Here is a 6,391-nt window from a genome sequence, read left to right as displayed (position 1 = left end):
TGGGTCGCCGCCGCAAACACCGTGTTGGCCGGAGGCTAAAAAATAGGGGTCCCTGGGGGGGCCGCGGGCGACTGCCCCCAAAAAGGGCAACAATACAATGAGCACAGCAAGCAACCTGATGACAGGTCTCGAGTTTCATAAAGCGGCCATGAGGCTTCGCAAAGTGGTGAACAGAACGCCACTTCAGTATTCGCATACACTTAGCCGTAAGTATGATGCGCAGATTTTTCTCAAACGGGAAGACCTCCAGGTGGTGCGCTCCTACAAACTGCGCGGGGCCTACAATATGATGAGCAGCCTCTCTCCGGAGGAACTGTCCAAAGGTGTTGTCTGCGCCAGTGCCGGTAATCATGCCCAGGGCTTTGCCTTCTCCTGCAAAAGACTGAATGCAAAAGGTGTGGTGTTCATGCCCATCATTACTCCCAACCAGAAAGTCACCCAGACCAGGATGTTCGGGGAAGACAGCATTGAAGTGAGGCTGGTGGGAGATACATTCGACGACTGCGCTGCAGCTGCACGCGCATTCACAGCAGCCAATAACATGACCTTCATCCCTCCGTTTGACGATCTCCGGATCATCGAAGGCCAGGGCACTGTAGGCGTGGAGATCCTGGAAGACCAGAGTGATATCGATTATCTCTTTGTGCCCGTTGGCGGCGGCGGCCTCAGTGCCGGCGTTGGATCCTATTTCAAAACCTATTCTCCCAAAACAAAGATCATTGGCCTTGAGCCGGAAGGCGCGCCCAGTATGAAACGCGCGCTGGAAGCAGGTCACCCGGTGACGCTCGACAATATCGAAAGATTTGTGGATGGAGCTGCCGTGAAAAGGGTAGGAGATATCACCTTCGAACTCTGCCGCGAAGTGCTGAATGAAATGCACCTGGTGCCCGAAGGAAAGGTATGCTCCACCATCCTGAAATTGTACAATGAAGATGCGATTGTGGTGGAACCCGCAGGCGCATTGAGTATCGCTGCCCTGGATGATTATGCTGCACAGATCAAAGGCAAGACAGTTGTTTGTGTGGTAAGTGGCAGCAACAATGATATCGACCGGATGCAGGAGATCAAGGAGCGGAGCCTGCAGTATGAAGGGCTGAAGCATTACTTCCTCATCCGCTTTGCCCAGAGACCTGGCGCACTGAAGGAATTTGTGAATGATGTACTGGGACCGGAAGACGATATCACCCGCTTTGAATATTATCAGAAACACAATAAGGAAACCGGGCCCGCGTTGGTAGGTATAGAGTTGCGGAACCGTGCGGATTATGAGGCGTTGCTGCAGAAAATGCAGTTGTTTCAGATCAATTACACCGAGTTGAACAAGGATGATACGCTCTTCGGATATCTGGTGTAACAGGTTCGGTAATTAAGTGTAGTAGAAACACAATAAAAAAATATTCGGGCAAGTATATGTTGATAGGATAAGACTGTATATATTTGCCACGTTCTAAGGAATAACTTATCAAGAAAGGCAGAGGGAAACGGGCCCGATGACGCCTTGACAACCTTCCATCAGAGCAAACTTAATGCATCGTCGTTTGTAAAACTGATGGAAAAGGTGCCAATTCCTGCCCCTGAAAGGGGATAGATAAGTCAGAGTATAGCTTTCAAGAAAGACAATGCCTGTAACGGGCATTCCTATATAATTGAAGCTCATCTGACGTAAATCAGGTGAGCTTTTTTGTTTGCGCCTATCTCTGAAACCCAGTACTGGCGCTGCAAAGTAAAGTTTGTTTAATAGTAGATTTTCTCATGTGACCGTTTGGTCTAACCAGGGATTGTTTTTACTTTCCCTGCTTTTTTTTACTACAGTTTAGAGGACAGTTGTTGGAGTATTACACTTTGGTCAGGGTAATACATGTTACGAACGCAACATTGGCAGGAATTGCTTTAACTGTCTTAGCTATGAAAGAACAATATCGTCAACTGTATGAACAGATGCTGGTTGAGATGGATGACTGTGGTAAGCGGCATGATACCGAAAAGGAGCAGATCGAATGCTGTTTTCAAACTTGTGAACGAAACTGGAATGCCTTACTGGAATTGTTGAATCACCGTCAGTTCAGGTCTCTCCATGATGAGATCTGGTTCTTCAAAACGGTTAAACCTGCCTTTACCGGGATGCTGGAATATTATGCCCTGGTTTATAAGGCCACACTCTTTCATCCCGAATCCGGGAGCGACCTCCACGAGGTCCGTAATTTCTGGGAAAAGGAATTGCGTCATGCCGAAAAATTCCTCCGGGAAAACGAAGAAATCTACCAGTATTTCAAGACCGGCAATACGGAAATGGACGAAGTCTATTTTGTACGCGCAGCCCGTAACGCCACATCCACGATGCAGGCTTACCGGAGCCATACCGCTACCAATCCATTCAGGGCAAGCTCCTCGCACGACGGCCTCTTTGCCGCCATCCTGGCCCGGGATAAGTACCTCAACTATGTAAAAAGCAAGATAGAAGATGTTGAGTCCCAATCATTTTGATGTTGCCGCATTATTTTTTGTTCAAACTTATATGCTGCCATAGGGGTAAACCATTTTCCGGTTGTCATATATCCTAAAGGTCAATTGGGCGAAGCAGTTATATTTGGAGCCAGAACACAAAGTCTACGAATGGCAGTAACAGAAGCAGGTTCAACCCATCTGCTGGGAACGGCATTTGAGAAAGTTTTTAAAAGTCATTTTAAGAGCCTGCACTCTTATGCCTATACCATCGTTAAAGACGATATGGCTGCCGAAGAGATGGTCCAGAATGTATTCTGCAAGATCTGGGAAAGAAAAGGACAGCTGGATATAGAGACCTCCCTCACTGCCTACCTCTACAGGGCTGTTTACAATGAAAGCCTGAATTACATCAAACATCAGAAAGTGAAAATGGCCTATCAGGCGCATGCCACTTACCAGATGAACCAGCAACATACAGAAACTGCATCCAAAAAAATATTATTGGGCGACCTTGAACAGAACCTGAGGAAAGCGATGAGTGAGTTGCCTGAACAGTGCCGCACCATTTTCCAGATGAGCCGTTTTGAAGAGCTCAAGTACCAGGAGATAGCCAACAAACTGGGTATCTCCATCAAAACAGTAGAAAACCAGATGGGGAAGGCCTTGAAGTTGCTGCGCAGCAAACTGGTGGACTTCCTGCCTTTGTTATTGATAATCCTGACCAACCTCTAAAACGAAAACTGATTGAATGCCGAATTTTACAATATGAGCGATGACCTGCTGGTGAAATTCCTGCTGGATGAGGCTTCTGCCAGTGAGCGCCGTGAGGTGGAGCACTGGATAGATGCAGATCCGGAGCATCGGCAGTATTTTGAACAGTTCAAATTCATCTGGGACCGGAGCCAGGAACTGGCTGTTACAACCGAAGCGGATGAGAACGATGCCTGGAAACGCTTTCAGCAGCGGGTCTCGGGTGAGCAGGATATCCCGGTGATGACCGTGGTGAAACCTGTTCGCAAAAAATGGTATGATACCCGCGTGGCCGCTGCTGTGATCATGCTGGTGGGCGTTGCCGCTTTGCTGTATTATATCCTGGTGCCTTTCCGTAACAGTAACAGCAAGCAGGTGGTACTGGCCGCCACCGCTGAAGCAAAGGCGGAAACCCTGCCCGATGGCTCTGTTATTACACTCAACAGGAATTCATCCATTTCCTATGCGGCTGAATTCAAAGGAAATAAACGAAATGTAAAACTCAACGGGGAAGCCTTCTTCCAGGTGAAACCGGATATATCAAAACCCTTCATCGTTACCATCAATGATGTGACCATCACTGTACTGGGAACCAGCTTCAATGTAAAAAGTGCCAATGGAAAAACGGAAGTGATTGTGGAGAGCGGACTGGTGAAAGTGGAGCATGATTCAAAATCAGTGCAGCTGAAACAGAGAGAAAAACTGGAGATCGAAGCAAATGATTCTGCGCTCACCAAGGAACCGGTAACGGATCAGTTCTATAAATTCTACCGTACCCGCGAAATTGTCTGCGACAATACGCCGCTCTGGAAACTGGTGCAGGTGCTCAATGAAGCTTACAACGTAAATATCGTTATAGAAAATCCTGCCCTGAAAAGCCTCGAGATCGATGTTCCCTTTTATAATGTGCCTCTAGAAGAAGTATTGAATGTTATACAGGAAACATTTCCGCAGATAAACTTAAGTAAAAAGGATTCTCTCATCATCCTGAAATAGGCATAGTATAGCAGCAGCATGACAACAATAACCAATGTGAAAAAGAAAGGCCTTTGCGCTTTGTTCCTTCTTTTTTTTCTTTTCCTTTATCAGTCAGGTGTAGCACAGACGCCGCTGAACCGCATCGTTACGCTGGAAGTGAATCGCCAGCAACTGGCCCATGTACTGGAGATCCTGAGTAATAAGGCAAATTTTTATTTCTCATATAACAGTAATATACTCCGTAAGGACAGCCTGGTTACATTCAATGTGCAGAGCAGGTCTGTAGGTTATATTCTCAATACCCTTTTCAATGAGGGGTATGAGTTCAAGGAAAGCGGTAACTATATCATCATCCGCCGCAGGCCCATCCAGGTGCCGCTGGTGACCACGCAGACCGTGAGCGAGGAAAGCCAGTACTATGTAAGTGGTTATATTTTTGACGATCAGACGGGTGACCGTGTTGTGAATGCCAGTGTATTTGAGAAAGACCAGCTCGCTTATGCGCAGACCAATACGGATGGATTCTTCAAACTGAAGCTGAAGGGTAAATATAAGCAGGCAAGCATCACCGTTAGTAAACAATATTACGAAGACACTACCATTACCGTTCGCCCAAAGTACAACCAGCAACTGAGCATCACCATCATGCCGGTGGAGATCTCTGATCAGACCACTATCATTGGCCCTTATACCTTTCAGGCGCCTGATTCCATTGTGGTGGCCGTGCATGGGCCGGACAGTACGCACTGGCTTTATACCTACCGAAAAACGGATTCCGTGATGGTGGAGAAAACTTCCATGGGTAAGTTCCTGCTCAGTACCATGCAGCAGATCCAGACCCTCAATCTCCGGAAGTTCTTTACCGTGAGGCCTTACCAGGTGTCGTTTGTACCAGGCATGAGCTCAAACGGGAAGCTGAACAGCCAGGTAATCAATAATTTCTCTTTCAATATTCTTGGGGGGTATTCCGGAGGTGTGAACGGTTTTGAGTTGGGCGGGCTTTTCAATATCGATAAAAAAGACGTGCGTTTTGTGCAGATCGGAGGCTTGCTCAATATAGATGGAGCCAGCTTTAACGGCGTGCAGATCGGCGGCATCCACAATACGGTGCTGGATAGTGTAAATGGATTCCAGGTGGGTGGCATCGGCAATTTTGTGAAGCGTAATGTGAAAGGCTGGCAGATCGGTGGGATCTATAACCATACCGGCGGCACTTTCAAAGGGGCTCAGCTCAGCGGCTTTGCCAACTTTGTGGGTAAGGCTTTCTCCGGCATGCAGGGCAGCGGCAATTACAATGTGGCAGGCAATGCCTTTACCGGTGCACAGATCGCAGGCTGGGGTAATTTCTCAAGAGGCTATACCCTGGGCGCACAGCTGGCAGGCAATGTGAACGTGAACTGGAAAGACATGAAGGGAGCGCAGATCAGCGGATTACTGAACCTGAACGGACGTCATATGCAGGGAGCTCAGGTCAGCGGTCTGGGTAACGTGAATGGCGGTACCTTGAACGGCATACAGGTCTCTTCCATACTCAATTACACCAAAAAACTGAAAGGCGTTCAGATAGGTCTCGTGAATATTGCTGATACCTCCGATGGCTACAGCATCGGTCTGATCAATATCATTTTCAAGGGATATCATAAACTCAGTTTATTTACCAATGACGCCATGCCTTTCAATGGCGCTTTTAAAACGGGTAACAGCAAACTGTACAGCATCCTGCTGGCCAGTGTTAGTGTGGGTTATGGGAATGATACGCTCGATAAAGCCTGGGGCTTTGGGTACGGTATCGGCCGCGAATTCCCCATCGCCAAAAAATGGGCCTTCAATACGGAGATCACTTCGCAACATATCTACCTGGGCGACTGGGAGCACCTCAACCTCTTGAACCGGTTGAGCTTTCATGCACATTTCAAGCTGGGCAAATATGTGAGTCTTTTTGCAGGTCCGGCATTTTCGCTCTACTATTCGGACCAGGATGTGAAACATGATGGTTTCAAAACAGATATTGCCCCGAGCGGGCATTTCAAGTTTGGTGACAAAATGAAGGGATGGTTCGGCTTCAATGCGGGGATCGACTTCTTCTGAAATTAACAGGTTGTGGCCCCGGGCGCGCGAACCCCCCAGCGACGGGGGCAAAACAGACTAATAAAAAAAATAAACAAATAATAAAAAATTAATTTTTTTTAATACAAAAATTTTTTATATTACGAAAAAT

At 47.3% G+C, this 6,391-nt stretch carries 5 protein-coding genes and 1 riboswitch; all 5 genes read left to right on the top strand.

Annotation, left to right across the window (positions count from 1 at the left end):
- The first annotated feature begins 97 nt into the window (after positions 1-97).
- The 5 genes from ilvA (at position 98) to ACTHMC_RS05735 (ending at position 6,261) form a co-directional block, all read left to right on the top strand.
- Complete coding sequence (gene ilvA, locus ACTHMC_RS05755; protein WP_440411642.1) at positions 98-1,354, top strand: threonine ammonia-lyase; 1,257 nt, start codon at positions 98-100, stop codon at positions 1,352-1,354.
- 102 nt (positions 1,355-1,456) lie between these two features.
- A riboswitch (SAM riboswitch) is annotated at positions 1,457-1,595 on the top strand.
- Between the two features lie 310 nt (positions 1,596-1,905).
- Positions 1,906-2,484: an RteC domain-containing protein gene (locus ACTHMC_RS05750; protein WP_440411641.1), complete on the top strand. Its 579-nt coding sequence runs from the start codon at positions 1,906-1,908 to the stop codon at positions 2,482-2,484.
- A 129-nt stretch (positions 2,485-2,613) separates the two neighbouring features.
- Positions 2,614-3,177, top strand: a complete 564-nt coding sequence (locus ACTHMC_RS05745; RefSeq protein ID WP_440411640.1) for an RNA polymerase sigma-70 factor — start codon at positions 2,614-2,616, stop codon at positions 3,175-3,177.
- A gap of 12 nt (positions 3,178-3,189) precedes the next feature.
- Positions 3,190-4,191, top strand: a complete 1,002-nt coding sequence (locus tag ACTHMC_RS05740) for a FecR domain-containing protein (protein WP_440411639.1) — start codon at positions 3,190-3,192, stop codon at positions 4,189-4,191.
- Positions 4,192-4,209: 18 nt separating this feature from the next.
- On the top strand, positions 4,210-6,261 hold the full coding sequence (locus ACTHMC_RS05735) for an LA_2272 family surface repeat-containing protein (protein WP_440411638.1): 2,052 nt from the start codon (positions 4,210-4,212) through the stop codon (positions 6,259-6,261).
- Positions 6,262-6,391 lie beyond the last annotated feature (130 nt).

The organism is Pseudobacter sp. (genome assembly GCF_051955275.1).
In the GTDB taxonomy this organism is placed as follows: Bacteria; Bacteroidota; Bacteroidia; order Chitinophagales; family Chitinophagaceae; genus Pseudobacter.
This window is presented reverse-complemented; position numbering and strand designations above follow the sequence as displayed.

Bases quoted from the DNA above. Each gene is read 5' to 3' on its own strand.
- ilvA (WP_440411642.1), top strand. From the start codon at position 98: ATGAGCACAGCAAGCAACCTGATGACAGGTCTCGAGTTTCATAAAGCG.
- ACTHMC_RS05750 (WP_440411641.1), top strand. From the start codon at position 1,906: ATGAAAGAACAATATCGTCAACTGTATGAACAGATGCTGGTTGAGATG.
- ACTHMC_RS05745 (WP_440411640.1), top strand. From the start codon at position 2,614: ATGGCAGTAACAGAAGCAGGTTCAACCCATCTGCTGGGAACGGCATTT.
- ACTHMC_RS05735 (WP_440411638.1), top strand. From the start codon at position 4,210: ATGACAACAATAACCAATGTGAAAAAGAAAGGCCTTTGCGCTTTGTTC.